The organism is Actinosynnema sp. NPDC023587, from assembly GCF_040640215.1.
GTDB lineage: Bacteria > Actinomycetota > Actinomycetes > Mycobacteriales > Pseudonocardiaceae > Actinosynnema.
In genome coordinates this window covers 231,838-254,141 of record NZ_JBFABG010000003.1, presented here as the reverse complement: position 1 = coordinate 254,141, position 22,304 = coordinate 231,838, and the positions used below count along the sequence as shown (strand labels likewise).

The following is a 22,304-nucleotide window of genomic DNA, read 5'->3' as shown; positions in this document are numbered from 1 at the left end:
TTTGCGCCGGTACGTGCTGGTACGTGCCGGTGGGCAACGGAGGTGCGTCGCATGTGGGACCCGGTGCGGTACCTCGCGTTCGCCGACCACCGGTCGAGGCCCTTCCACGACCTGGTCGCCCGGATCGGGGCGGTGTCGCCGAGGCGCGTCGTGGACCTCGGATGCGGGCCCGGGAACCTGACCGGGGCGTTGGTCACGCGGTGGCCCACGGCGGTCGTGGAGGCCCTGGACTCGTCGCCGGAGATGGTCGCCGCCGCACGGGAGCGCGGTCTCGACGCGCGGGTCCAGGACGTCACGACGTGGATGCCGGGGGCGGACACGGACGTCGTGGTCACCAACGCGGTGTTGCAGTGGGTGCCGGGGCACGAGGCGCTGGTGCGGCGGTGGGTCGACGCGCTGCCGTCCGGGGCGTGGCTGGGGATGCAGGTGCCGGGCAACTCCGACGCCCCGTCGCACGCCGTCACCCGGGCCCTGATCGCCCGCTCCTGGCCTTGGTTGACTGGGTTGGTGCCGGTGTCCCCGGTGCTCGGTCCGGAGGGCTATGCGGACGTCCTGGCCGCCGCCGAGGTGGACGCCTGGGAGACGACCTACCTCCAGCGGCTGACGGGGACGGACGCGGTGCTGGAGTGGCTCACGGGAACGACCCTCCGGCCGGTGCGGGCGGCGCTCGACGATGCCGCGTGGGCCGAGTTCCGAGCCCGGTTGGCACCCCTGCTGCGCGCGGAGTACCCGCAACGCCCGGACGGCACGACATGGTTCCCGTTCCGGCGTGTTTTCGCCGTGGCGCGGGTGCGTTAGCCGCTCCCGCCGCGCTCCGGCCGCGCTAGTTGGCGCGCGGGATCACCGGGTCCCGTCGATAGGGGTCGGCCCGGTGCCCGTTGGTGGCCGAGCGCCGCTTGAAACCGGTCTTCTCGCCCACCTTGGCCCGCACGATCCCCGCCGCGCCCTGCACCGCCGGGTGGTCCGCCAGGGCGCGGAAGGCGCGGGCGATCTGGTCGTACCGCGCGCGACCCGCGCGCGCCCCGAGGACGTAGCCGACGGCCGCCCCGAACAGGATGCCCTTCATGAGGTCTCCTCTGCTGCCAAAGTGCCTGGTCACATCCCATCCTGCCGGATCGGGAGGGGGGTCTGTGCAGGTACTGTTCCGGATGCGCTAGAGTTATGTCCCGTCAGGCCGTCGAGGCCCGGCGAGACAACCGAACATTCCCCCTTAGCTCAATGGCAGAGCATTCGACTGTTAATCGAAGGGTTACTGGTTCGAATCCAGTAGGGGGAGCATCTTCCCGGGTCAGCCCCCGTCCGCGCCGGACGGGGGCTGAACTTTTCTGGCCGTGCCGCGCATCATCCGGTCTCTTCCGCTCGGTGTCGCATCCCGGTCCTGTCGCCCGCAGGGTGGCCGGTGAGCCCGTGCGCGAAACCTGCCGACGGCCCGGCGAGCGCGCCGAAGATCACACGTCCGGGTGATCCCCCGGCCGCGAGACCCGCGTTTCGCAGGTGACTCGGGGCGTCTACGAGACCACCCGTTCGCCTCCCTCTCCCGTCCTCCCCGTGCGGCAGGCTGTGCCCATGCCGGACCGCTATGCCAACCGCCGCCTCATCGAGTCCCTGGACCCCGTGCACGACCACCAGCGCATCCTGCGCGTGTCGTCCGGTTACGAGTTCCCGTGGGACTACGTGCGCTCCCTGGAGTTCGCGCTCTTCAAGACCTACTGCGTGCCCTCCATCTCCGGGCTCCTCGCCAGGACCGGCGAGTTCGAGCGGCGCACGCAGAAGCGCTACGACGACACCGCCCTGCTCATGGCCGAACTCGTGGACAACGGCTACGACTCGCCCCGGGGCAAGGAGGCGCTGCGCGTGGTGAACCGGTTGCACGGCCGGTACGACATCGCGAACGACGACATGAAGTACGTGCTGTCGACGTTCGTGTACGAGCCGATCGACTGGCTGGAACGGTACGGCTGGCGTCCCCTGACCACGCAGGAGCGCCTGGGGGCGTTCTACTTCTACCGGGCCGTGGGAACCCGCATGGCGATCCGCGACCTGCCGGACGACTACGACGAGTTCCGCGCGTTCAAGAGGGTGTACGAGGAACGCGAATTCGTCTACCACGACACGAACCGCCGGATCGGCCAGTACACGTTGGACCTGTTCTGCTCCTGGTACCCAGTGCCCAGGGCCGTGACGTCCCGGGCGGTCGTGGCGCTGCTGGACGAGCGCATGGTCCGGGCGTTCGGCTTCACCGCGCCCCCGCCGTGGCTGGGAGCCTTCGAACGCAGCGCCCTGCGCCTCAGGGCCCGCCTCGTCCGCCACCTCCCACCCCGCCGCACCCCGGGCCTGACCAACGACCCGGGCAACCGCACCTACCCCGGCTACCCGGCCGGCTACCAGCCGTCGGACCTCGGAGCCCCGTAGCGGCTTGCACACGGGTTGGTCACGTGCTGCCGGGTTGCCGAGACGCGGGGACCGCTGATCTGTACTCTCCTGAACCGCACATCAGGGGGGCGGTAGCTCAGCTGGTCAGAGCAGCGGACTCATAATCCGTCAGGTCGTGGGTTCGAACCCCACCCGCCCCACCATGTGTGTCCCCCTTGAACCACGCACCGAAAGTTCTTCACGGTGCGTGGTTTTCCTCTCTTGGTCGCGGCGGGCCGTCATGCTGTCATCGGCATGACGGCCCGCTGGCCACGCTCAGGCGTCGGTGATCACTTGTGGTCGCCACGTCGTGCGCGTCGAACTCGCAGAACTGCCGATGTGACGGCTAGAGCTGCGACGGCGGTCTGAAGCGTTGCCGTGGCGAGGTTCAGCCACAACGTCACAGAGGTCCCTTCTTGCGCTGTCGTGTGAATGGGGTGGGCGAGAACAGGCGGGTCTGATCCAGACGGGAGGTGTGGTGTCGGCGGGCCGTTCACGGCTGCCGACACCACCTGCCTGGTTCGCTTAGGCAGCCTCGCCGTCCGCTTGCGGCGCGCTGCGCCCTGACTTCTTGGCCACGAACGGGATGTCGGCGAACTGCAACTCGACCCCGTGGTGGTGCAGGTCTTCGTTGAGCCGCAGCAGGTCCACCATCGACAGGGTGAAGAGCTGCTTCACCTCCCACTGCCGCCCGGCGATGGCCAGCACGACCACCCGAGGCCGTTCCGCGACGCGTCGCCGGCTGTCGATCAGGCGCACCTTCGCGTCGAGCTGCTCCAGCGCGGCCGGCTCCAGGCGTTGTGCCCAGGCCGACACCCGGGCCTGGGTGACCAGGTGACTGGCCGCCGTGGCCCGTGCCGGCCACTTGACGTGGACCACCTCGTTCTTCGGGCCGATCACGTCGGCCAGCTCGAACGTCGGGTGCATGGGTGTGTGGGCGAAGCTCTTGTCCAGGCAGAGGTACCCGTCCTGGAGGGCCACCTTCTCGCAGTAGCGGTGTTCGTCGTCGCTCTTGCCGGTCGGCGTCCAGAGCGGGAACTCCAGGTCGCTCTTGTTCGCCAGGAGCTCGGCCACCTGACTCCGCACCTGCCGCACGGCGTCCTGGCCGATCTCGTACCACCGCCCCTGGTGCAGGCAGTAGGTGTGGGTGTCGATCGTCGTCTCGAAGGCGATCCAGCGGTCCATCGGGATCGGGCGGGTCAGCAGTTCCTCGCCGTGCTCGTCGGCGCACGGCATCAGGCGGCTGTCGTGCAGCTCGCTCACCCGGACCGAGGTCGGGATCGACGCGAAGCGCTCGGTGACGGCTTCGATGTCGAGGTCGGCGTCGAGGTCGATCGGACCCAGCCCGCCCACGCTGTTGGTGTAGAAGGAGTTCGCCTCGTCCATCGCCGACGCCGCTGCGGACGGCCGGCACAACCCGAGCGGTCCGAACCGGTCGTCACCGCCCAGGGCCACGGCCAGGCGGCCCTCGAGATCGGGGATCAGCGGGTCGTCGTCGCCGAGGGGGCGCACCTGGGGCAGGAAGCGGAGCGGTGAGTTCTCGTCGCTCTCCTCCACGACGCGGCAGAGCTCCTCCAGGTCGGCCAGGAACGTCTCGGGCGAGTTGCCGATCTGGATGGTGAGCGAATCACCCGCCCGGATCTGGTGCTGCTCGCCGGCGGGCTCGATGCGGAAGCCCGGCACGGTGCTGCCGGAGGGGGAGGAGGTCTGCGTGACGCGGGCCGAGATGTCGAGGAGGTGGCTGCCGACCGTGCGGAGTCCGGTCGGGTCGAGCCTGCGGAGGGCGTACCGGAGCCCGAAGCCCTCGTCCGACCGCAGGTCGTCGAGCAGGCGGCGGCCACTGCCGGAGGCGGCGACCACCACCCACTCGCGGACCGGCACCACGATGAGGGTGAAGGGCAGGTAGGCGGAGAGTTCCAGGTGCTCACCGGTGATCCCGGCGACGTGCTTGCCCCACGAGGCGGCGTCGACGGCGCGGGCACCGGCGACCAGGTGGGCCTGCACGCCGGCGATCGCGGTCGGGCCGTCGTACTCGATGATGACGCCTTCGGAGAAGGCGAAGTACTGCCGGGGAGGTTGGCCCCCGGCGAATCGGTAGATCGTCATCGGGGCGCAGGGGAGGGGTTGGCGGGCCAAAGCGGAAATCCTTTTCTGCGGACCGCGACGGGCGCACGGGCGAGCCGGGGGGAGGCGCGGGGGTGCACCCGTCGCGGTGGTGTCGAGTGAGATGCCGGAGGGACGTCTGCGAAAGCAGACTCAGGTGCTCACGCCAAAGCAGGTGTCGGCCAGTCGAGGAACGTGAGGATCGCGCACACGGCGACGAGCCCCAGGGAGACGATCGACCAACTGCCGAGCAGCACCACGATGACGAGGAGACCGGGCACGGCCAGGCCGAGCAGGACTCGTGTCCGGTGGCGCAAGGCGACCGTGCTGGAGCAGCGGTTTTCCTTGCACACCAACGGGTTGCGGCCGGTGTGCGGCTCAGCGTGCCGCAGGTCGCCCAGTTCGGGCACGTGGTGAAGGGCCAGGCTGGACCGAACGCCTGTACGGGTGAACTCACCCGGCTGTGTGTGCCCGAAACCTGGGCATGGTGAGGTGGACGGCTCTACACTCAACAGTTGTTCCTCCGAAGGATCTTCTGGTTGCTAGGCCAGGGAGATGGGTGGGGACGCTGCGGCCCCTTGTTCGCGCAGGGGGCCGCGTTTATTCCATATGCCGTGTGTGACGGCATATTGAGCATGACGCACCCAACGGGTCAGTGTCCCGCTCTGAAGGTGCCCCTGCGCCGAGTAGCCGGTGACGAGCGCCGAGTGGCGTGACCCAATCGGCGCTGCCGATCGTGTGGTCTCCAGCGCGACTGAGTGGCCCGTGGATACCCTCAGATTTCCTACCGGTCAGTTCAAGCGCGCGGCAGTGTCATTCCTCACTCGATCGAGTGAAGATTCCGCAGAGCTGTGATCGATATTCCCATTAAGCGTGGAATGCTACCGAGCGTAGAGACCGAGTGCGGAGGCGGGTGACCAGGTCGGCACCGTCCGCCCAACGCGGGGGTGACCGCTCGTCGCGCAGCGATCAACGTTCGTCGCTGGGATCGTTTCGACCCGTGTCCGGACCTTCCTGGCCTCGAAGCGGGTGTGGTGGCCGCAGTCCGGTCAGGGAAGCGCTTGCTTCGCGCCGTGCGTTTCTATTGGCCGGCATCGTTCCCGTGGTTCATCTGTGGGCGTCGGCGTTGTCGGCGTAGGTTTGTGAATTCGATAGTGGCGGTCGTGATCGGCGATGAACTCGTAACCTCAAGTCGATGGTGCGGACCCTTCGGGGCAACTAGCCTGATCCGGTGACTGGACCACAGATGGTGGATACCCCGCCTGTCGAAAACATCGGCTCTTTCGGCCGCTCCGTACGTGGTGAGCTGCTCTGGATCGTCCCGGCCGGCGCGCTGTCGATCTTCCTCGGGCGGGTCGTCCTGGCGAGCCCCATCACCGAGAAACTCGCCCCGGTCATCGGGCTGGTCCTGGGCGTCCTGGCGATCGTGGTGGCACTGCTGATATACCGCCTCCAGGTTCTAGGTGGTCGCAGAGCTCGCGACCTCGTCTCCGCTGTGCCTTTACCCTGGCACCTCCTCTCGTACGCCCTGTCCGCTGTCCTGCTCGTCGTCACCGTTTTCTGGCCGATCATCCCGCCTTCGAAGCCGAAGGATGACCCCGCCGCCTACCTCGCGAAAGACAGACCGCTGCGCATCGGGATCAACGGCAAGTTGCCGGGCTGGAGCGATGAAGCCCTGGACGGGTACGTCGGGTTCGACGTCAGTCTCGTGAACTTCTTGAAGAAGAAGTACGGCTTCGGTGACGTGGAGTACGTGTTGCTGAACCAGTACGAGCGCCTGCACCAGTGGGACGGCAAACTGGCGGCGAGCGGTGCGAAACCGGTCGACCTGGTCATCTCGACGCTCTCCATCAACGACGACCGGTTGGCCGACTTCGACATGGCCGGCCCGTACTACCTCGACGTGTCCACCATCTGGCGGAACGGCGACAAGGAGGAACGGCGGGTGAGCGGGCCGTACCACGGGTGCGCGGTCAACGGGACGACCGGCTTGAGGGAGATGGACGAGTTCGCCGGCGCGCGGAAGTCGAACGACCTGGTGGTCGACAAGGACGACGAATTGGCCACCTGCGTCGACCGGTTCTTCCACGGCGGGACCGAGCACCAGTTCATCTCGTCGGACTGGAGCATCCTCCGCGCCTACAGCTCGGGCACGCTGCGGGACGGCAATTCCGGCGAGGAGACCTTCGACCCGGACGAGCCGAGCTTCGAGGCGACCGAGAAGTACGGGATCGCCATCCCGAACAACTACCCCAACGTGTGCCGATCACTCAGTGAGGCGATCAACGAATTCCTGGACAGCACCGGGGAGGACGGCTGGCAGGAGGCTTATTACCGGAACTTGCAGAACTTGAAGGTGGAATCCGGGTGGCACAAGCCGGACAACGCGAGGATGGAGTACTGCGGCTGATCGCACCGTCTTATGGAGCAGGCGAATGGTGGAGGGTGATTCCGCCGTAGACGATGCCGGCCTGGACGCCGTGGACCGATCCGTGCACCACGTTCGAGATTCGCCCGATCGGTTCCGGGACGGCCGAGGTGCCCGTGGAGACGGGTGGTCCGGGGTGGCGGGTGTCGAAGCCGGGGATTCGGACCCACGCGGTGGCGGCGTACTCCTTCTCGCGGATGTCCAGGGGACCGAACTGGGTTCGCCTGACGTGGCGCGTGTAGTCACCGCCGAACACAGCACCGTGTGCCTGGTCGGAGAGGATGAGCGCGGTGTTCATCCCGGTGCAGCGGGCCGTCAGGTCTTTGAACGACGCGGCGTTCAACAACCTGCACAACGAGATCTTCGGCGCGTACAGGCCGGGGTGCGGTCCGACCGGACCGGTTTCCACGGCCAGCCGCAGTCGGATGTCCGGTCGCCGCTCGCGGTTGTGGGCCTCGACCAGCTCGTCCAGGTGGTGCGCGGAGTCGAGCACCGCGCCCAACTTCCTGCCGGGCAACGTGATCAGCACGCCGTCCCCGGTCGACTCCCACTCCACGACGTCGGACCGGAAGATGCCGGCGGTGGTCAGGGCGTCGCGGACCAGCCCGTCCACCGCCGCCCGCACGGGCTCCAGGTCGTGGCCCTCGTTGCGCGCCGAACCGATCACGTCCACGCCGAGCAGGGCCCGGTGCCGAGGTAGCTCCATGTCGGGTGATTGTCCACCGCCCGACCGGGGTCGCTCTCCCTTGAACTGCGGTCAGGCGTCCAATATCCGGGCCAGCGCGCGCGGGTCGGGGAGGGTGAAGCTCATCCGCGCGGTCCGCAGCAACCCCCTGGCGCGCAACCCGCCCAGCGCGGTCTCGACGCTCTTCTCCGACGCGGCCACGGCGTCGGCCAGGTCGCGCTGGCTCAGGCCGTCCAGCCGGAGCCCGGCCTCGGTCCGGTGACCCCGTTCGGTCACCCACTTGAGGAGTACGGCGGCCACCCTCAACGGCACGTCACGGGTGTGCGCGAGCAGCCGGTCGTCGGCGTCGTGCTGGCGCTTGAGGCTCGTCTGGTCGACCAGCGCCCGCACGTCCTCGCTCCGCGCGCGCAGCCTCAGGAACGTGCTCGCGGCGAGGTGCACGGCCCTGCCCTCGCACAGCGCTATCACGTGCGCGCTGCGCGGCCGGCCGTTGATCACGCCGATCTCGCCCATCAGGTCCCCCGGCCCCAGCAGGCCGACCAGCGGTTCCACCCCGGGCCCGGGGAGCAGCGCCTTGAGCAGGCCGAGGTCGACCAGCAGCACCTCGTCACTGCGGGTGCCGGCGGTGATCAACCGGTCGCCCTTGTGGAACGGCGCGAGCCGCCCGGCGGAGCGGATCTCCGCCCGGCCTCGGTCGGCTGCGTGGTCCGGCATGGCGCACCATCGTGCCGATCGTCAACCCCGCTGTGGGGCGGAATCCTCGGTGTTCACACGTTCAGGTGAGAGGTGGGCGCGTGCGGCCTCGATCCGGGGCCGATTGCGCCTTCCCCACTCGCCCAACGGCTCCAACGCCTCGTTCAGCGAACGGCCGACCTCGGTCAGCGAGTACTCCACCCGGGGCACCGCCTCGGCGAAGGTCCGGCGGTGCACCAGCTCGTCCGCTTCCATCTCGCGCAATTGCTGGGTCAGCACCTTCTCGCTCACCCCGGGGAGTCCCCGCTTCAATTCGCCGAAGCGCTTGCCGCCGGTGGCCAGCGCCCACAGCACCAGGACTTTCCACTTGCCCTCGATCACGTCGACGGCGGCGTCGATACCGCACTCGTACAGCCGTTTCCGCGTCATCGGCCGGCTCCCCCTGGTTACTCCGAGGTGCGTGGTTACTTCATTGTGCGTACTTGATCAGTCTAAACGCCCCCCTGACGATGGTCCGGTGACCAACGAACAGCGGAAGCAGCCGGTGACCGTGCTCGGACTCGGCCTCATGGGCGTGGCGCTCGCGGACGCGCTCGGCCGCGCCGGCCACCCGACGACCACGTGGACCCGGTCGAACCGGGCCGGACCGGCGGGCACGACGACGGCCGCGTCGGCGGCGGACGCGGTGGCGGCGAGCCCGCTGGTGGTGGTGTGCGTGCTGGACTACCGCGCGGCGGAGGACGTGCTGGTCGGGGACCTGACCGGGAAGACCGTCGTCAACCTCACCACGGGCACCCCCGAGCAGGGGCGGGAGACCGCCGAGCGGATCACCGCGCGGGGTGCCGCCTACCTCGACGGCGGGCTCATGGTGAACCCGGAGGGCATCGGCGACCCGACTTCCCTGATCCTCGTCAGCGGGTCGGCGGACGCCTTCCAGGAGCACCGGTCGACCCTCGACGTGCTGGGCGACATCCGGTTCCTCGGCGCGGACGCGGGTTCGGCCGCGCTGTACGACACCGCGCTGCTCGGGATCATGTACTCGGCGATGACCGGGTACCTCCAGGCGACCGCCCTGGTGGGCCGGGAAGGGGTGTCCGCCGCGCGGTTCACGCCGTTGGCCCGGGACATGCTGGTCGGCACGGCGTCCTTCCTGGACTCGATCGCGGAGCAGGTGGACAGCGGTGAGTACGCGAGCAGGTCGGCCCGGCTGGACATGCAGTTGTCGGCGGCCGGGCACCTCATCCACGCGGCGCAGGTCCGCAAGGTGGACACGACGTTGCTGGAGCACGTGCGGTCGTTGATGGAGCGGGCGGTGGCGGACGGCCACGCCGGGTCGGACTACGCGGCGGTGATCGAGCAACTCCGTCAGGGGTGAGGGGGCCGGGGGAGAGGGGTGAGGGGTGAGGGGGAGAGGGGCTCAGGGGCCGGGGCCCGGGGGTCACCTGCGCCCGCCGCCCGGCTTCGCGCCCCAGCCACTCCGGTTCCGCCGGTGCGGTCGATCGCGGCGTCCGCGCACCCCGGCAACGTCGAGGTCGCCCACCGGCGTGCGCGGGCTGTACGAGCGGCGGCAGGGGTGAGAGCGGTGGCGTCGGGGCGGTGGCCACCCGGTAGTACTGGCGGTAGCATCGGCGGTGTGAAAATCAGTGTGAGTCTGCCGGAGGAAGACGTAGAGTTCGTTGATCATTACCTTGTGCAACATCGCGGTGCGTCGCGGTCGTCGGTGATCCAGCGGGCGATCGCCCTGCTGCGGGAAGCAGGGTTGGAGAACGCCTACGCCCAGGCGTGGGACGAGTGGGAAGCCGACGGTGAAGCCGAGATGTGGGACGTGACTACGCCAGACGGTGTCGTCGATGCGCCGAGGTGAGGTCTACTGGGTCGATCTGGAGCCGTCCGTGGGTGCGGAGGCGAACAAGATCAGACCGGCCGTCGTCGTCAGCAACGACGCGGCGAACCGGGTCGCCGGGCGGGGCGGGCGGGGTGTCGTGACCATCGTGCCGATCACCTCGAACACCGCGCGGGTGTACCCGTTCCAGGTGCTGTTGCCGGCCAAGGAGTGCGGGCTCGGCGCTGATTCCAAGGCGCAGGCCGAGCAGGTGCGGACGGTCGCGGCGGTGCGGTTGCGCACCCGGATCGGGGAGTTGCCGCCGGCGGTGCTCAAGAAGCTCGACGAGGCCCTGCGGGTGCACCTCGCGCTGTGAGGCGGGGAGCGCGGGCCGCGCGGTGCAGAAGTGGAGCGGTCGCCGAGGTTCCTCGACGACCGCCCTGGTCACCCGGTGACGGTGATGGCACCCGCCGGGCACAGGTGTGCCGCTTCGCGGGCCTCCCGCTCGTGGCCGACGGCGGCCGGGTCGAGCAGCACCACGGTGCCGTCCACCTCGTCCTGGTCGAACACGGCGGGCTCGGTGAGGGCGCACATCCCGGAGGCCGCGCAGCGGTCCGGGTCGACCTCGACCCTCATCAGAAGTCGACCGGGAGGCTGTGCACGCCGTAGATCCCCATGTCGACGCGCATCGGCACCTCCGAGACCGGTACCGCGAGCCGCAGGTCCGGGAACTCGCGGAGCAGCGCGTGGTAGGCCACCCGCATCTCGATCCGCGCGAGCTGCTGCCCGAGGCACTGGTGCACCCCGTGCCCGAAGGCCACGTGCCCGGCGGCCGGCCGCCGCAGGTCCAGGCGGTCCGGGTCCGGGAACCGCTCGGGGTCGCGGTTGGCGGCGGAGATCGAGAGCGTGATGTTGTCCCCCGCTCTGATCCGGACGCCCCCGAGCTCCAGGTCTTCCAGCGCGACCCGCACCGGGCCGATCTGGATGATCGACAGGTACCGCAGCAGCTCTTCCACGGCGTTGTCGATCAGCGACGGGTCGGCGCGGAGCGCGGCGAGCTGGTCCGGGTTCTCCAGCAGGGCCAGCGTCCCGATGCCGATCATGTTCGCGGTCGTCTCGTGGCCGGCGATGAGCAGGAGGAGTCCCATGTTGGCGACCTCCTCGTCGGTGAGCTCGCCGGTCTCGATCAAACCGGTCAGCATGTCGTCGCCGGGGGTCTCCCGCTTGCGCGCGACGAGGTCCGCGACGTACTGCTCGATCCGGTCGAAAGCGGCCATGACCTCCGCGAAGTCGTTGTCCAGGCTGAAGCCCTCCCTCGTGTCGCGCTGGAACGCCTCGCGCTCCTCGTAGGGCACGCCGAGCAGCTCGCAGATCACCATCGACGGCACGGGCAGCGCGAACGCCTCGACCAGGTCGACCCCCGGGCCCTGCGCCCGCGTCGCCGCCAGGTGCTCGGCGACGATCTGCTCGATCCGCGGGATGAGCTGGTTCATCCGCCGCACGGTGAACTGCCCGGTGAGCAGCTTGCGGTACCGCGCGTGCTCGGTGCCGTCCATGTTGAGGAACATGCCGGGCTTGGCCGGTGGCGGGATGGGCACGGCCTGGCCGCCCACCCTGATCGGCGAGTGCTGGAGTTCGGCCCGGTTGCTCAGCCTGCGGTCGGCTAACACCGCGCGGGCGAGTTCGTGGCTGGTCACCAGCCACCCCTCGTGCCCGTCCGGGTAGCGCAACCGGCTGATCGGCTCCGTCGCGCGGAGTTCCCCCAGTCGTGCGGGCGGGTCCAACGCCGTGCTGCGCTGGACGGGCAGCTCGGAATGGAGCGTTTCGGTCATCTCGCACACCTCCCACTGTGTTCGGGACCTACTTTGCAAGCTACAGAAGATTCACGAACTCGTGAAGCAAATAGGCCGAAAGGGTGCGGGGGGAGGTCTTGTAGTACGGCTGATAGCAGATGTGCTACAAATTGGTCGGTAAGTCGGATGGGTCCGGAGGGTGTGCCGGGGGGCCTCCGGGCAGGTTGGGACGGGGTGCGGCGTCCGGCAGAGGTCCGGACGCCGGACCCGTCCGGACCTGCGCGGGGCGAACTCGCGGACCCGCGGACCTCGGCGAGGAGGGGGTGGGTCTTGGTCATCGAGGTGCGCGATCTGCGGATGCGCTACGGCACCGCGGACGTGCTGCACGGAGTGGACTTCGCCGCCCGGCGGGGCGAGGTGGTCGCGCTGCTGGGCCCCAACGGGGCCGGCAAGACGACCACGATCGAGATCCTGGAGGGGTTCCGGCTCCCGTCGGCCGGGCACGTCCGCGTGCTCGGCGTCGACCCGGCGAGGGGTGACGAGGCGTGGCGGGCCAAGCTGGGGGTCGTCCTCCAGTCCTGGCGCGACCACGCGCGGTGGAAGGTGCGGGACCTGCTCGACCACCTGGGGCGGTACTACGTCCCGTACCGCACACCGGACCGCGACCGGCCGTTCGACACGGACGAGCTGATCAGGACGGTGGGCCTGGAGGACCACGCGACCAAGAAGGTGTCGAAGCTGTCGGGTGGGCAGCGGCGGCGGCTGGACGTGGCGATCGGCATCGTGGGCAAGCCCGAGCTGCTGTTCCTCGACGAGCCGACGGCCGGCTTCGACCCGCACGCGCGGCGCGAGTTCCACGACCTGGTGCACCGCCTGTCGGACCTGGAGGGCATGACGATCCTGCTCACCACGCACGACCTGGCCGAAGCGGAGAAGCTGGCCGACCGGATCCTGGTGCTGGCGGGCGGGCGGATCATCGCCGACGGCAGCCCCGACCAGTTGAGCAGGCAGGTCGCCGGGCAGACCGAGGTGCGCTGGACGTGGGACGGCCGGCGGCACGTGCACGCGACCGAGGACGCGACCGCGTTCGTGCGGGAGCTGTTCGGGCAGCACCGCACCGGCATCTCGGACCTGGAGGTGCGCCGGAGCACGTTGGAGGACACGTACCTGACGCTCGTGCAGCGGTACGAGAGCGGGATGGCCGCCATGAGCGGGAACGAGGAAGTGGTGGCGCTGTGAACGCGACGGTCTACGCCGTCCGGCTGGGCGTGAGCCGGGGTCTGCGGGAGTTCCGGCAGTCGTTGGCCAGCGCGGACCAGTTCTTCAACCTGTTCACGTCGGTCGGGTTCCTGGCGGTGCTGTGGTTCCAGCGCGACACGACCGTCGAGGGGACGTCGTTGTCGTTGGCGGCGTTGACGTTGCCCGGCATGCTGGGGATGTCGGTGGCGTTCGCCGGCCTGGTCGGCCCGGCGGGCGCGCTGGCGATGAACCGGGAGGACGGCACGCTGCTGCGGGCCAAGGCGGTGCCCAACGGGATGACCGGGTACCTGGTCGGCAGGGTCACGCAGACCTCGCTGGACACGTTCTTCGGGCTGCTCCTGGTGTTCCTGCCCGGCGCGCTGCTGGTCGGCGGGCTGGCCGGGGTCGGCGTCGGCGGGTTGCTGTACGCGGTGCCGGTGCTCGCGGTCGGGATGCTGGCCACGTTGCCGTGGGGCGCGGTGGTCGGCTCGCTGGCGAAGAGCCCGCAGGGCGCGATGGGCTACACCATGCTGCCGATGATGCCGATCATCGCCATCTCCGGGATCTTCTACCCGATCTCGGCGATGCCGGGGTGGGCGCAGGTCGTGGCCCAGGTGTTCCCGGTCTACTGGCTCGGGTTGGGCACGCGGTCGGCGTTGCTGCCCGAGTCGGCCGCCGCCGCCGAGATCGGCGGGTCGTGGCGCGTGCTGGAGATGTTCGGCGTGCTGGGGGTGTGGGCGGTGGTCGGGTTCCTGCTCGCGCCTACGATTCTGCGTCGGATGGCCCGGCGGGAGTCCGGGGCGGAGATGGAGCAGCGGCGGCAGGCCGCGCTCCAGAGGGGCGTGGGGTGAGCGAAACCGTCTTCAACCGGATCGCGATGCTGCGCGCGGAGCGCGGGGTGTCGCGGCGGGAGCTGTCCGAGGCGTTGGGCATCCACTACCAGACCGTGGGGTACCTGGAACGCGGTGAGTACAGCCCGAGCCTGTACCTCGCGCTGCGCATCGCGCAGTACTTCGAGGTGACGGTGGAGGTCGTCTTCTCCACCGACCCGTTCCCGCGCCTGGGCAGTTCGTCGCAGCCCGCTTGAGGTCGGTTCCGGCGGTGCGGTTCAGCGGTCGCGGGTGTGGAAGACGGCTCGCAGGGCGGTGCGCACGGCGTCGGTGAGCTCCGCCCGGCTCTCCGGGCTGCCCGGTGGTGGGGCGTGCAGGGCTCCCGCGCCCACCAGGCGGTCGAACAGGAGGCCGTCCAGGTAGGCGACCAGGGCTCGGCCCTGGCGGTCCGGGTCGGGGACGTTCGCGCGTTCCAGCAGTTGCGCGGCGCGGGCCCTGGCTTCGGTGCCGTGGCCGAGGATGCCGCGCAGCTCCGGGTGGTGGGTGGCTTCCAGCAGGCACGCGTAGCGGGCGAGGGTGCGGTTCCTGGCGGTGGTCATCCAGTGGTCCAGCACGGCGGCCATGGCGGGGGCCAGGAGCTCCGGGTCCGGGTCGCCGGGCAGGTCCGCCGCCGCGGCCTCGCGCAGGTCGAGCGCGGCCAGGCGGGCCACCACCGCCTCGATCAACGCCTTCCTGGTGCGGAAGTAGGCGGAGGTCGAGCCCTGGGGCAGGCCGGCTTCGGCGTCCACCGCGCGGTGGGTCAGCCCCCTCATGCCCCGGGTGGCCACCAGGTCGATGGCGGTGTCGGCGATGAGCGTCACGCGCTCGGTCATTCTCGTACCTCCTTCTACACCTGTAGAGTAGCGATCTCTACAGGTGTAGAAGTGGGGTGGGGTTGTGACTGGTCCGGGTGGGGTCGGGCGACGGGCTGTGGTGGTGGGGGGCGGACTCGGCGGGTTGGCCGCCGCGGTGGCGTTGCGGCTGGTCGGGTGGGAGGTGGTGGTGTTCGAGCGGTCCGCGTCGTTCGGGGAGGTGGGGGCCGGGATCGGGGTGATGCCCAACGCCCTGCGCGCCCTGGAGGTGCTGGGGGTGGCGGACGAGGTCCGGCGGGTCGGCACCCCTCGGGGTGCGGCTCGGCTGATGGACTCGCGTGGCCGGCCGCTGAACCGGCTGGGGCCCGAGGTGGAGGGGCGGGTCGTCGCCGTCCACCGGGCCGACCTGCACCGGGTGCTGCGGTCCGCGCTGCCCGCGTCGTGCCTGGTCACCTCGACGGAGGTGACCGATCTCGACTCGCTCGACGGTGACCTGGTGGTGGTCGCGGACGGTGTCCGGAGTCGGCTCCGGGAAGCGCTCTTCCCGGGTGTCACCGAACCGGTGTACGCCGGGGTCACGGCGTGGCGGAGCGTCACCGAGGCCCGGTTCCCCCAGGGGCTCGCCCTCTCCCAGACGGTCGGGGCCGGCGCGGAGTTCGGGGTCCTGCCGCTGGGGGACGGGCGGGTCTGCTGGTACGCGGCCACGGGCGCGCCGGCCGGCGGGTCGGCCGGCGACGAGCTGGCGGCGGCGCGGGCGGTCGTGGGGGAGTGGCACGCGCCGATCCCCGCACTGCTGGACTCGACGCCGCCTGCTTCCGTGCTGCGCCACGACATCTACGAGTTGGGCGCGCCGCTGCCGTCTTACGTCTCCGGACGCGCGGTGCTGGTGGGGGACGCCGCGCACGCGATGACGCCCTACCTGGGACAGGGTGCCTGCATGGCGTTCGAGGACGCCGTGGTGCTGGCCGCCGCCTGCGCGCGGTTCTCCGACGTCCCATCGGCGTTGGACGCCTACGACCGGGAGCGCCGGCCGCGCACCCAGGCGGTCGCCCGTGCTTCCCGGCTGGCGGGGCGGTTCGGGTTCCGGTTGCGGAATCCGGCGGTGGTCGCGGCTCGTGATCTGGCCATGCGCGCGGTGCCCGGGTGGGCGGTCGTGAAGGGGGTGGAGCGGTTCACCGGGTGGAGCCCTCCGGCGCTGGCGTCCGTCCAGTGACATATCAGTGACATAGCAGGGACAAAGCAGGGACAAAGCAGCCGTGATGTAGATCACGAATCACTGCCATGATTCGGGTGGATAACGATCTAATATCACTCGTTTTCGCAGGATTCGTCACCCTTTTGCCGGATCAAGCACTCACTGTGTGGCATCGGTCGCCAGGTGTGTCGGCGTCCGATGCCCGGCACGGCGGTGCCGTTCTCCCCGCAGGGCAACTACGGTGTCCCGCCATGGCCCCCGTCCCCGCCTGTCCGGCTGCCGCCATCCCCCTTCGCGCCAACGCCGTCGACCTGTCGGAGGCCGACGAGTTCATCCGTCTCCACCACTCCGAGCACCCGGAAGCCGGACCCGTCGAGCACCGCCTGGCCGAGGTGCACGGCGAGGTCGCCGCCACCGGCACGTACCGGCACACACCGGCCGAGCTCGTGTTCGGCGCACGGGTCGCGTGGCGCAACAGCGCGCGCTGCATCGGACGTCTCTACTGGCGCAGCCTCCGGGTCCGGGACCTGCGCGATCTGCGCGATCCGAAAGAAGTCGCGGACGAGTGCGTCGAACACCTGAAACTCGCCACGAACGACGGGAAGGTGCGTCCCGTCATCACCGTCTTCGCCCCCGACGAACCCGGCCGGCCCGGTCCGCGCATCCGCAACGAGCAGCTCGTCCGCTACGCCGGCTACCGGGGCCGCGACGGCGGGGTGCTCGGCGACCGCCGCAACGCCGAGCTGACCGACCACGCCCTGGCGCGGGGCTGGCGGCCACCGGTCCGGCGCGGGCCGTTCGACCTGCTGCCGCTGATCGTGGAGCGCGAGGACGTCGAGCCGGCCGTGGTCGAGCTGCCCCGCGACGCCGTGCTGGAAGTCCCGATGAGCCACCCCGAACTCCCGTGGCTGGCCGGTCTCGGCCTCAAGTGGCACGCGGTGCCCGTGATCAGCAACATGCGGCTGCGGGTCGGCGGCGTCGACTACCCGGCCGCGCCGTTCAACGGCTGGTACATGGGCACCGAGATCGGGGCCCGCAACTTCGCCGACCGCGACCGCTACGACCTGCTGCCCTACCTGGCCCGCCGGATGGGCCTGGACACCTCCCGGGTGCAGACCCTGTGGCAGGACCGGGTGCTGGTGGAGCTCAACCGCGCGGTGCTGCACTCGTTCGCCGAGGCCGGGGTCACCATCACCGACCACCACACCGAGTCCGACCGGTTCCTCACCCACCTGCGCAAGGAGGAGGAGGCCGGCCGATCCTGCCCGACGGACTGGACGTGGATCGTGCCGCCCATGTCGAGCGGCATCACCAGCGTGTTCCACCGCTACTACGACAAGCGCGAGCTGGTGCCGAACTTCTTCCCCGGCGACACGCAAGGCGTGTGCCCGGTGATCCACTGACGGGGTGCAGTACGTCCGTCCGGTTAAAGTGAACGGCACGGTGTGGTGTGGATCACCTTTGATCGACTACCGTGCGTTCTTGTGAAAGTGGGCATCCCCGCGGAATCGCGGCCCGCTGAGCGCCGCGTGGCCGGTCTGCCGGAAACGGTGACCTCGCTGATCGGCGCTGGTCTCGCGGTGGACGTGCAGTCCGGGGCGGGCCGTCACGCCCACGCCTCGGACGCCGCCTACCGCTCGGCCGGAGCGGAGATCATCCCCGACCACCCCGCCGGCACCACCGACGTCGTCCTGACCGTGCAGCCGCTGGACCTGGACCGGGCCCGGCTGCTCCGCGCGGGCGACATCACCGTCGGCTTCCTCCAACCCGCCACCGAACTCGACCTCGTCCGCGTCCTCGCGGAGCGCGGGGTCACCTCCTTCAGCCTCGACCTGCTGCCCAGGGTGACCCGCGCGCAGAGCGCGGACGCCCTGTCCTCGCAGGCCCTGGTCGCCGGGTACCGGGCCGTCCTGCTGGCGGCCGGGTACCTGCCGCGCTTCCTGCCGATGTTCACCACCGCCGCGGGCACCGTGCCCCCGGCCAAGGTGCTCGTCCTCGGCGCGGGCGTGGCCGGCCTCCAGGCGATCGCCACCGCGCGCCGGCTCGGTGCCGTGGTGGAGGCCTACGACGTGCGCAAGGCCGCCGCCGAGGAGGTCCGCAGCCTGGGCGCGAAGTTCCTGGAGCTCAACCTGGAGTCCCAGGACGGCGTCTACGCCGCCGAGCAGTCCGAGGCCTTCCTGGAGCGCCAGCGCGAGCTCATCGCCGAGCGGGTCGCCGCCAGCGACGTCGTCATCTCCACGGCCGCCGTGCCGGGCCGCAGAGCGCCCGTCCTGGTCACCACCGACATGCTCAAGGCCATGCCGCCCGGCTCGGTCGTGGTCGACCTGGCCGCCGAGTCCGGCGGCAACGTCGTCGGGTCCGCGCCCGGCGAGGACGTGTGGGTGGGCGAGGTGCTCGTGCACGGCGCGCGCAACCTGCCCAGCGGCATGCCGGGGCACGCCAGCCGGCTCTACGCGAAGAACGTCGCCAACCTGCTCGGGCTGATGACCGCCGACGGCCGGGTCGAACCGGACCTGACCGACGAGGTGCTGTCCGGGGCGTGCCTCACCCACGCCGGCGAAGTCCGCCACGCGCCCACCAGGGAGCTGCTGTGATCGAGCTGCTGACGATCTTCGTGCTCGCCGTGTTCGTGGGCTTCGAGGTGGTCTCGAAGGTCTCCACGATCCTGCACACCCCGCTGATGTCCGGCGCGAACGCCATCCACGGCGTCATCCTGGTCGGCGCGATCCTGATCACCGGCCAGGCCCACGACGCCCTCACCCTCGTCCTCGGCCTCCTCGCGGTCTTCCTCGCCACGATCAACGTGGTGGGCGGCTTCGTGGTGACCGACCGGATGCTGGAGATGTTCAAGGGGCACAAGCGATGACGTGGGTCCAGCTCGCCTACCTGGCCGCCGCGCTGTGCTTCATCCTGGCGCTCAAGGGCCTGAGCACGCCGAAGCACGCCCGCCTGGGCAACCTGGTCGGCGCGGGCGGGATGGCGCTCGCCGTGGTCACCGCGTTCGTCACGGTGCCGGGCAACTCGGTGCCGATCCTCGTCGCGGTCGTGCTCGGCACGGTCGTCGGCATCCCGGCCGCCCGCCAGGTCAAGATGACCGCCATCCCGCAGATGGTGGCCCTGTTCAACGGGGTCGGCGGCGCGGCGGCGGCGCTCGTGGCCCTCGCCGAGTTCCTGGAGGGGCGCGACGCGGGCGTGCTCTACCTGGTGGCGACCGTGCTGACGGTGCTGATCGGGTCGGTCAGCTTCTCGGGCAGCGTGCTGACGTTCCTCAAGCTCCAGGAGATCATGACCACCCGGCCGGTGCTGCTGCCGGCCGGGCAGTGGGTCGGCCTCGGCGTGGCCGCGCTGAGCGCGGTGCTGGCGCTGACCACCCTGGTCACCGGTTCCACCGCGCTGCTGTGGCTGCTGGCGGTGGCGGGCCTGGCGCTCGGCGTGCTGTTCGTGCTGCCGGTCGGCGGCGCGGACGTGCCGATCGCGATCTCGCTGCTCAACGCCTTCACCGGCCTCGCCGTCGCGGCGTCCGGCTACGTGCTGGGCAACACGCTGCTGATCGTCGCGGGCACGCTGGTCGGCGCGTCCGGCACCATCCTCACCCGGCTGATGGCGCAGGCGATGGGCCGCTCGCTGGCCCACATCCTGTTCGGGGCGTTCAAGGCCGTGCCGCAGGTTGCGGTGGCCGGCGAACAGCGGACCGTGCGCTCCGGCACGGTCGAGGACGTCGCGATCCTGCTGGGCTACGCGCACTCCGTGCTCGTCGTGCCCGGCTACGGCCTGGCCGTGGCGCAGGCGCAGCACGCGGCGCGGGAACTGGCGCAACTGCTGGAAGCGCGCGGCATCAACGTCGACTACGGCATCCACCCGGTGGCGGGCCGGATGCCGGGGCACATGAACGTGCTGCTGGCCGAGGCGGACGTGCCCTACGAGCACCTCAAGGAGCTCGACGACGTCAACCCGGGCATCGGCAGCGTCGACGTGGTGCTGGTGGTGGGCGCGAACGACGTGGTGAACCCCGGTGCGCGGGACGAGCCGACCAGCCCCATCTACGGGATGCCGATCTTCGACGTGGACCGGGCGAAGGCCGTGGTGTTCATGAAGCGCTCGATGCGGCCCGGGTTCGCGGGCGTGGACAACAGCCTGCTCTACCACCCGAAGACGACCCTGCTGTTCGGCGACGCCAAGGACTCGCTGACCAAGCTGCTCGCGGCCGTGAAGCAGGTCTAGAGCTCGTAGCCGGGGACGGCGGGTCCGGTGAACCCGCCGTACGCGCCGTCCACGCCCACCCCGTGCCACCAGGCGGCCAGGTCCGGTGTCGGCACGTCCGGCACGAACACCGCGATCCCGGACTCCCGGATCGCCCGCACCATCTGCCCGATCGCCCGGTGCGGCAACGACTCCCGCTGCGCGGCCAGCCTGCGCACCACCGACGGCGCGAGCACCAGCGCGTCCACCGCCAGCTCGCCGACCAGCGACAGCTCGGCCTGCCCGCCGTTGAAGCCGGCCAGCCCGACCGCGATCCCGTTGTCCCGCAGGACCTGCGCGTTGTCGCCGTCCTCGACCAGCATCGACCGGGTGTCCAGGAAGACCCGCAGCCCGGCACCGGATAAGCCGGTCTCCTCCAGGACCCGCTTCACCGTGCCGACCAGGTCCTCGTCCCGCGACTGCATCGGCGAGAGCTCCACGTGCAGCGCGCCCGCCGACCACCCGGCCGCCGCCTCGGCCGCCTCGCGCAGCGCCCACCGGCCCAGCACGAGCGACAACCCGTTGACCTCGGCCAGCCCCACGCACTCCTCGTGCCCCAGCTCGTCCCACCGCAGCCGCGCCACGTACCCCACCGGCCGCCCGGACCCCGGGTCCGCCACCGGCCGGAACTCCACCTCGACCTCGCCGTCGGCCAGCGCGCCCGGCATCCGCGCGGCCCGCGCCAGCCAGGTCCGCGACCGGGTGTCCGCGGGCCGGTCGTAGGGCAGCCACTGCCGCTTGCCGTGCGCCTTCGCCCGGTGCAGGGTCGCGTTCGCGGCGCGCATCAGCTCGTCGACGCCCCAGTCGGCCGACGGCCGGTCCACCACGCCGATGCTCGCCGACAGCGCCGCGCCGGAGTCCAGCGGCTCGGCCAGCGCGTCGTTGATCCGCTCCACCATCTCCGGCACCGCCGGCGTGCCCGGCCCGTTGGCCACGACGATCGCGAACTCGTCCCCGCCGATCCGGGCCACCAGCGCGTCCTCGCCCGCCACCAGGGCCGCCAGCCGCCGGCCGACCTCGCGGAGCACCCGGTCGCCGAGCGCGTGGCCCAAGCCGTTGTTCACCACCGAGAACGCGTCGAGGTCCAGGTGGTACAGGGTGATCCCGCCCGACGACGCGCCGTGCATCGCCTCCAGCCGGGTCGCGAAGTGCTGCCGGTTCGACAACCCGGTCAGCGAGTCGTGCAGGAGCTGGTGGTCCAGGTTCTTCCGCAACAGGTGCAGCTCGGTGACGTCCTCCGCCATCGTCACGTGGAACGCCGGTCCGCCGTCGGCGTCCCGCAGCAGCGACACGGCCAGGTGCACCCAGACCGGCTCCCCGTCCTCGCGGACCAGCCTGCGCTGCTCGCGGAACCGGTCCACCCGGCCCGCGCCGGCCGCCCGGTACATCGCGGACAGCGCCTCCGCGTCGGAGGGGTGGAACAGCCCGAGCAGCCGGCGGCCGGTCAACGCCGCGTGCGGCACGCCGACCATCTCGCCCAGCGCCGCGTTCGCCTCCACGCACACGCCGCGCAGGTCGGTGACGGCGATGCCGAACGGCGACGTGCCGAACACCGCGCTGAACCGGGTCTCGCCGACCTCCAGCACCCGTTCCGCCTGCCGCGCCGCCACCACCAGCGCCCGCTTGACCTCCTCCTGCCGGTCGAAGGCGTCCAGCCGGCTCGCCACCGCGAACCCCGCGCCGATGCCGCCCACGACCGCCACGACCCGCTCCGCGAGCCGGGGCACGTCCCGCAGCTCCGGCGCGCGCAGCAGCGCGGGCCCGAGCACGTCGACCGTGCGCTGGAGGGTCTCCTGGCCGCTGAAGTGGCCGCGCACCAACCGCGGGCCGACGTCGGCGACCGCGTCCGGGGTGAACGGCTCGGCCCGCACGGCGTCGGTGACCACGTCCACCAGGTCGAGCAGGAACAGCTCGATCTCCACCGGGGACAGCGGGACGTAGGCCGTCGGGCAGACGGCCCGCATCCACCTGCGCGCGAGCTCCCGCCGCCGGGCTCTAGCGGACGGCGTCACGG

At 70.7% G+C, this 22,304-nt stretch carries 24 protein-coding genes and 2 tRNA genes; 16 read left to right on the top strand and 10 right to left on the bottom strand.

Features of this window, described 5'->3' with window-relative positions:
• The first annotated feature begins 51 nt into the window (after positions 1 to 51).
• Positions 52 to 798, top strand: a complete 747-nt coding sequence (locus tag AB0G01_RS09930; RefSeq protein ID WP_360942018.1) for a trans-aconitate 2-methyltransferase — start codon at positions 52 to 54, stop codon at positions 796 to 798.
• A gap of 25 nt (positions 799 to 823) precedes the next feature.
• Here AB0G01_RS09930 and AB0G01_RS09925 read toward each other — a convergent pair whose 3' ends face one another.
• Complete coding sequence (locus AB0G01_RS09925; RefSeq protein ID WP_360942015.1) at positions 824 to 1,066, bottom strand: hypothetical protein; 243 nt, start codon at positions 1,064 to 1,066, stop codon at positions 824 to 826.
• Positions 1,067 to 1,204: 138 nt separating this feature from the next.
• On the opposite strand from AB0G01_RS09925, the gene AB0G01_RS09920 reads away from it, so the two are divergent.
• From AB0G01_RS09920 to AB0G01_RS09910, 3 genes are all read left to right on the top strand, one after another.
• A tRNA-Asn gene (locus AB0G01_RS09920) sits at positions 1,205 to 1,276 on the top strand.
• A gap of 290 nt (positions 1,277 to 1,566) precedes the next feature.
• Positions 1,567 to 2,412 (top strand): oxygenase MpaB family protein, encoded by an 846-nt coding sequence (locus AB0G01_RS09915; RefSeq protein WP_360942012.1) that lies wholly within the window; start codon positions 1,567 to 1,569, stop codon positions 2,410 to 2,412.
• 86 nt (positions 2,413 to 2,498) lie between these two features.
• Positions 2,499 to 2,576, top strand: a tRNA-Ile gene (locus tag AB0G01_RS09910).
• Positions 2,577 to 2,937: 361 nt separating this feature from the next.
• Here AB0G01_RS09910 and AB0G01_RS09905 read toward each other — a convergent pair.
• Both AB0G01_RS09905 and AB0G01_RS09900 read right to left on the bottom strand, forming a co-directional pair.
• On the bottom strand, positions 2,938 to 4,518 hold the full coding sequence (locus AB0G01_RS09905) for a TIGR04141 family sporadically distributed protein (RefSeq protein ID WP_360942009.1): 1,581 nt from the start codon (positions 4,516 to 4,518) through the stop codon (positions 2,938 to 2,940).
• 158 nt (positions 4,519 to 4,676) lie between these two features.
• Positions 4,677 to 4,925, bottom strand: coding sequence for a hypothetical protein (locus AB0G01_RS09900; protein ID WP_360942006.1), 249 nt, complete (start codon positions 4,923 to 4,925; stop codon positions 4,677 to 4,679).
• 821 nt (positions 4,926 to 5,746) lie between these two features.
• Here AB0G01_RS09900 and AB0G01_RS09895 point away from each other — a divergent pair.
• On the top strand, positions 5,747 to 6,925 hold the full coding sequence (locus tag AB0G01_RS09895) for a transporter substrate-binding domain-containing protein (protein ID WP_360942003.1): 1,179 nt from the start codon (positions 5,747 to 5,749) through the stop codon (positions 6,923 to 6,925).
• Between the two features lie 10 nt (positions 6,926 to 6,935).
• On the opposite strand, the gene AB0G01_RS09890 is transcribed toward AB0G01_RS09895, so the two are convergent.
• From AB0G01_RS09890 to AB0G01_RS09880, 3 genes are read right to left on the bottom strand one after another with little or no spacing between them, the layout of a single operon-like run.
• Entirely contained in the window at positions 6,936 to 7,649 is a 714-nt protein-coding gene (locus AB0G01_RS09890; RefSeq protein ID WP_360942000.1) for a hypothetical protein, read from the bottom strand.
• 51 nt (positions 7,650 to 7,700) lie between these two features.
• Entirely contained in the window at positions 7,701 to 8,342 is a 642-nt protein-coding gene (locus AB0G01_RS09885) for a Crp/Fnr family transcriptional regulator (protein WP_360941997.1), read from the bottom strand.
• Positions 8,343 to 8,363: 21 nt separating this feature from the next.
• The gene (locus tag AB0G01_RS09880; protein WP_360941994.1) at positions 8,364 to 8,750 is read right to left on the bottom strand and encodes a helix-turn-helix domain-containing protein; all 387 of its coding nucleotides are present in this window, start codon (positions 8,748 to 8,750) and stop codon (positions 8,364 to 8,366) included.
• An 88-nt stretch (positions 8,751 to 8,838) separates the two neighbouring features.
• On the opposite strand from AB0G01_RS09880, the gene AB0G01_RS09875 reads away from it, so the two are divergent.
• The 3 genes from AB0G01_RS09875 to AB0G01_RS09865 all read left to right on the top strand — a co-directional run bounded on the left by AB0G01_RS09875 (position 8,839) and on the right by AB0G01_RS09865 (position 10,519).
• Positions 8,839 to 9,696, top strand: coding sequence for an NAD(P)-binding domain-containing protein (locus AB0G01_RS09875; protein WP_360941991.1), 858 nt, complete (start codon positions 8,839 to 8,841; stop codon positions 9,694 to 9,696).
• 258 nt (positions 9,697 to 9,954) lie between these two features.
• A complete protein-coding gene (locus tag AB0G01_RS09870; protein ID WP_360941988.1) occupies positions 9,955 to 10,185 on the top strand; it encodes a ribbon-helix-helix domain-containing protein in 231 nt (76 codons plus the stop codon).
• A complete protein-coding gene (locus tag AB0G01_RS09865) occupies positions 10,172 to 10,519 on the top strand; it encodes a type II toxin-antitoxin system PemK/MazF family toxin (RefSeq protein ID WP_360941985.1) in 348 nt (115 codons plus the stop codon). The genes AB0G01_RS09870 and AB0G01_RS09865 overlap by 14 nt, the downstream gene beginning before the upstream one ends.
• Positions 10,520 to 10,587: 68 nt before the next feature.
• On the opposite strand, the gene AB0G01_RS09860 is transcribed toward AB0G01_RS09865, so the two are convergent.
• Positions 10,588 to 10,779 carry a ferredoxin gene (locus AB0G01_RS09860; RefSeq protein ID WP_360941982.1) on the bottom strand — a complete coding sequence of 64 codons (192 nt, stop codon included), beginning with the start codon at positions 10,777 to 10,779 and terminating at the stop codon, positions 10,588 to 10,590.
• The gene (locus tag AB0G01_RS09855; RefSeq protein ID WP_360941979.1) at positions 10,779 to 11,975 is read right to left on the bottom strand and encodes a cytochrome P450; all 1,197 of its coding nucleotides are present in this window, start codon (positions 11,973 to 11,975) and stop codon (positions 10,779 to 10,781) included. Before AB0G01_RS09855 ends, AB0G01_RS09860 begins: the two co-directional genes overlap by 1 nt.
• 318 nt (positions 11,976 to 12,293) lie before the next feature.
• On the opposite strand from AB0G01_RS09855, the gene AB0G01_RS09850 reads away from it, so the two are divergent.
• Genes AB0G01_RS09850 through AB0G01_RS09840 form a run of 3 tightly spaced genes read left to right on the top strand, consistent with a single transcriptional unit; the run spans position 12,294 to position 14,262 of the window.
• Positions 12,294 to 13,175, top strand: a complete 882-nt coding sequence (locus tag AB0G01_RS09850) for an ABC transporter ATP-binding protein (RefSeq protein WP_360943272.1) — start codon at positions 12,294 to 12,296, stop codon at positions 13,173 to 13,175.
• Positions 13,172 to 14,026 (top strand): ABC transporter permease, encoded by an 855-nt coding sequence (locus tag AB0G01_RS09845; RefSeq protein ID WP_360941976.1) that lies wholly within the window; start codon positions 13,172 to 13,174, stop codon positions 14,024 to 14,026. Before AB0G01_RS09850 ends, AB0G01_RS09845 begins: the two co-directional genes overlap by 4 nt.
• A complete protein-coding gene (locus AB0G01_RS09840) occupies positions 14,023 to 14,262 on the top strand; it encodes a helix-turn-helix transcriptional regulator (RefSeq protein ID WP_360941973.1) in 240 nt (79 codons plus the stop codon). The genes AB0G01_RS09845 and AB0G01_RS09840 overlap by 4 nt, the downstream gene beginning before the upstream one ends.
• A gap of 21 nt (positions 14,263 to 14,283) precedes the next feature.
• On the opposite strand, the gene AB0G01_RS09835 is transcribed toward AB0G01_RS09840, so the two are convergent.
• On the bottom strand, positions 14,284 to 14,877 hold the full coding sequence (locus AB0G01_RS09835) for a TetR family transcriptional regulator (protein ID WP_360941970.1): 594 nt from the start codon (positions 14,875 to 14,877) through the stop codon (positions 14,284 to 14,286).
• A gap of 103 nt (positions 14,878 to 14,980) precedes the next feature.
• Here AB0G01_RS09835 and AB0G01_RS09830 point away from each other — a divergent pair, with 103 nt between their 5' ends.
• The 5 genes from AB0G01_RS09830 to AB0G01_RS09810 all read left to right on the top strand — a co-directional run bounded on the left by AB0G01_RS09830 (position 14,981) and on the right by AB0G01_RS09810 (position 20,272).
• Positions 14,981 to 16,069 carry an FAD-dependent monooxygenase gene (locus AB0G01_RS09830; protein ID WP_360941967.1) on the top strand — a complete coding sequence of 363 codons (1,089 nt, stop codon included), beginning with the start codon at positions 14,981 to 14,983 and terminating at the stop codon, positions 16,067 to 16,069.
• A gap of 233 nt (positions 16,070 to 16,302) precedes the next feature.
• Positions 16,303 to 17,454, top strand: coding sequence for a nitric oxide synthase oxygenase (locus AB0G01_RS09825; protein ID WP_360941964.1), 1,152 nt, complete (start codon positions 16,303 to 16,305; stop codon positions 17,452 to 17,454).
• An 81-nt stretch (positions 17,455 to 17,535) separates the two neighbouring features.
• Positions 17,536 to 18,645: an NAD(P) transhydrogenase subunit alpha gene (locus AB0G01_RS09820; RefSeq protein WP_360941961.1), complete on the top strand. Its 1,110-nt coding sequence runs from the start codon at positions 17,536 to 17,538 to the stop codon at positions 18,643 to 18,645.
• Positions 18,642 to 18,917: an NAD(P) transhydrogenase subunit alpha gene (locus tag AB0G01_RS09815; protein ID WP_360941958.1), complete on the top strand. Its 276-nt coding sequence runs from the start codon at positions 18,642 to 18,644 to the stop codon at positions 18,915 to 18,917. Before AB0G01_RS09820 ends, AB0G01_RS09815 begins: the two co-directional genes overlap by 4 nt.
• Positions 18,914 to 20,272, top strand: coding sequence for an NAD(P)(+) transhydrogenase (Re/Si-specific) subunit beta (locus AB0G01_RS09810; protein WP_360941955.1), 1,359 nt, complete (start codon positions 18,914 to 18,916; stop codon positions 20,270 to 20,272). Before AB0G01_RS09815 ends, AB0G01_RS09810 begins: the two co-directional genes overlap by 4 nt.
• Here the strand turns inward: AB0G01_RS09810 and AB0G01_RS09805 are convergent.
• Entirely contained in the window at positions 20,269 to 22,302 is a 2,034-nt protein-coding gene (locus AB0G01_RS09805; protein ID WP_360941952.1) for a diguanylate cyclase, read from the bottom strand. The genes AB0G01_RS09810 and AB0G01_RS09805 overlap by 4 nt on opposite strands.
• Between the last annotated feature and the right edge of the window lie 2 nt (positions 22,303 to 22,304).